The organism is Capnocytophaga felis, assembly GCF_009684755.1.
In the GTDB taxonomy this organism is placed as follows: domain Bacteria; phylum Bacteroidota; class Bacteroidia; order Flavobacteriales; family Flavobacteriaceae; genus Capnocytophaga; species Capnocytophaga felis.
Genome location: NZ_BLBC01000034.1, coordinates 1 through 2,996, shown reverse-complemented (window position 1 = coordinate 2,996; position 2,996 = coordinate 1). Strand labels below are relative to the sequence as shown.

Genomic DNA, 2,996 nt, shown 5'->3' with positions numbered 1-2,996 from the left:
TGGGTGGACACTGGCTTTGAATAAAAAAATAATTAACAAGCTTATAAATAATAATTAACAATTATAAATGTCATTTGCTCTGCTATTGCCCCTTTGAAGGGGCAGCTCGTAGAGCGGGGATGTAAAAGATAAAACCAGATAATAAAAAAGGCGTAACCTGAAAAGCCTGTAACAGAGTAGGGGTAGTTTAAAATTTTTATAATGAAAAAAGTAATGTTTATTGCAGTATCAGCTTTTTTGGTTGGTTGTAAAAGTTGGGTGCGTATCGGAGATTTGACAGCCATATCAAACCGTAATGTCGATGGAAGTAAAACGTATGTTTTGCTTAGTCGTGATGTGGAAGCCAATGCTTCTTCCCAAACGGGAGATGCTTTAGAACAGGCAGTAGATGAATTAACAAAAAAATATGAAGGAGAATTTGTACGTAATGCTAAGGTGTATGTACGTGATGATGGGAAAAAGGTTCGTGTGGTAGGAGATGTTTGGGGTGAGCAAAATATGAATGTAAATGTAACTACTTCAGCAACAGCTAATGTGGAGCTGAACGTAGGAGATTCGGTAGTCTTTCGTAAGAAAAAAGGAGGAAAACTCATTGACGGAAAAGTGATAGGGTTCAATGCGGGAAAATGTGTTGTGGAATATGGCAACGGTAAAAAAATAGAACTTAGTTATGATGATGTAACTAAAACAAATAAGTAACAATCAGATAAATATTACAGGTAATGAAAAGAAGTATTTTAAAAAACAGAATGTGGCTTTTAGTAGCCTTTGTAGCAACAATGATTAGTGTTTCTTGTTCAAAGGAGGACATTAAAGAAGTTCTTGAAGGAAAGAAAACAGAAGTAACGGTGTATTTAAAAGATAGCGATGGCTCTCCCTTGAATGGTTGGGTAGTCTATGGATTTAGTGAATTTGCTTGGAACAGTGGATCAATATTTCACGCCAAGCAGTCTGCTACTGAAGGAGATGGGAAAGCAACGTTTATTTTAGAAAATCATAATATAAAAGGTAAGCAAGAAACTTACCGTTTTGTGGTGTATTATACGTTAACCAAAAAGAATATTTTTGGACAAGAAATTACAAAGGAAAGTCTTAAAAAAGTAGTTCCCGTAACGATAAAACAAGGTGAAAACAAAACTGTAGAAATAAAATTAGATTAATAAATAAAAACATTGCATTTAAATATAAATAAAATGAGAAAAATAGCAACTATTTTCTTAAGTTCATTACTATTAATGATAGGATGTGGTAAGTCAGATAATGGAAGTGATACTCCTGAAGCACCTTCAACACCTCAAAATGTAAGTGTAACAGCAGAAACACTTTTAGGGACTTGGCAACTTATTGAAGCTGAAAAAGATGGTAGAAAAATATCACAATCAACTGACGTTGATGAAAAGAAATCTTGGCAATGTAACAAACAAGGTACAATTGCTTTTTCAACAACAATTATGCAAATAACTCGATATAAGTTGTATGGCGACTTATGTAGAAAAGATCAGTTATATGATAAATATGTGGTTAAGAATAGTAAAATATATGGGCTTGATAAAAATAATAGAGAAGTTTATCTCTTGACAGTTTCTATTGCAGGTGACCAATTGACACTGAGTAGAGAAGGAGAAAAAGATAAAGTAATTTATAAAAAATCAAGCAACGTACAACCTACAGCTCCTGTTGAGAAACCGGCTACCGTTGAGGTTACTGTAACAGGTTCTTCTTTAGATAATGTAAAAGTAGTAGTGCGTGAGAAAATATCAGAGCGTGTTTATGAAAACATTACAGAAGGAAATATTACAAGTGGGAAGTTTTCTTTTGATGCAAAGAAATATATAGGAAAAGAGTTGTATTTTGTTTTAAGAAACAAAACTACAGACGAAGATGTTTCAGCAGAAGTTCAGAAAACAATAACTGAGGGAAGTAATGCGGTTTCGTTAATATATGCTGTGAAAGTATATACGGCTAATATTACAGTAACTCAAAATAATGCACCATTGGCAAATCAAAAGGTATACGCATTATCAGGAATTGAGTTTGATGCCTTTGTTTCTATAGCAGCTTTAGCGGGTAGAAATTATGATACATTTGCTCAGTCTGTTGAAACAACCTATAAAACAAAAGCAATAACCAATACACAAGGTGTTGCTACGTTTGAGAATTTAAAACCACAGATTTCAAATCTTACAAACTATACCTTTGTTGTATTAACAAGAACGGCTCCTTATTATAAATCTGTAAAACTTAATATGAATGGTACGACTCAGGCGGGTACTATTTCGCTTTCAGGAGATGGGAATCAAGGAGGAAATAATCAAGGAGGAGGAACAAACAGTAAAATCCAAGTGATGTTTTTTGTATTTGATACTGACTATGGTTTATTGCAAAATGCCACAGTTGAAATAGGTGGTGTGACAGGAAAAACAAATGAAAATGGTTTTGTTGAATTCCAAGGAAATCCGAACGCTACATATAATTATAAGATAACTTCTGAATGTGGTGAAATTAGAACAGGAACAATCAGAACAGGAGAAATATTTCATCAGGAATATGTAAGGGACTTTACACCACAAGAAGGGACTATCTCTATCACTAATAATTCTAATGGAGGGAATCCATATACAATTAAAGTAGGAGATAAAAGTTGGCGTTTGGAAGCTGGAAAAACGTTAAATGTAAAAGTAAAAGTAGGAAAAGAGTACAAAGTAGAGTGGAAACAAATTAGCGGATATTTGATTTATCCTACAACAGGAAGTAAAAAAGTTTCTTCAACTTGTAAAAACAAGACAGTAACAGTAAGTTTTTCTTAGAATAGCCAGTACAAAACCGAAGATTATAATCTTCGGTTTTTTTGATTTTTATGGTAATTTCATAAGTATTATTAGAGTCGGATATGACTTATGCTTATATTTTTATAATAATGATGTTTTGTATTGTTTTGATTTTCAATACATATATTTATTTACTTAAATAAATTTGCAAAAAAACTTGGTAAAAAG

General features: G+C 32.7%; 3 protein-coding genes. All 3 read left to right on the top strand.

All coding sequences use genetic code 11. The features are described 5' to 3' along the window. Positions 1 to 201 precede the first annotated feature (201 nt). The 3 genes from GN105_RS12745 to GN105_RS12735 are packed head-to-tail and all read left to right on the top strand — an operon-like array spanning position 202 to position 2,807. The gene (locus GN105_RS12745; protein WP_155285767.1) at positions 202 to 699 is read left to right on the top strand and encodes a hypothetical protein; all 498 of its coding nucleotides are present in this window, start codon (positions 202 to 204) and stop codon (positions 697 to 699) included. 23 nt (positions 700 to 722) lie between these two features. Next, the gene (locus tag GN105_RS12740) at positions 723 to 1,160 is read left to right on the top strand and encodes a hypothetical protein (protein WP_155285766.1); all 438 of its coding nucleotides are present in this window, start codon (positions 723 to 725) and stop codon (positions 1,158 to 1,160) included. A 33-nt stretch (positions 1,161 to 1,193) separates the two neighbouring features. Next, positions 1,194 to 2,807, top strand: a complete 1,614-nt coding sequence (locus GN105_RS12735) for a hypothetical protein (protein ID WP_155285765.1) — start codon at positions 1,194 to 1,196, stop codon at positions 2,805 to 2,807. The last annotated feature ends 189 nt before the right edge of the window (positions 2,808 to 2,996 follow it).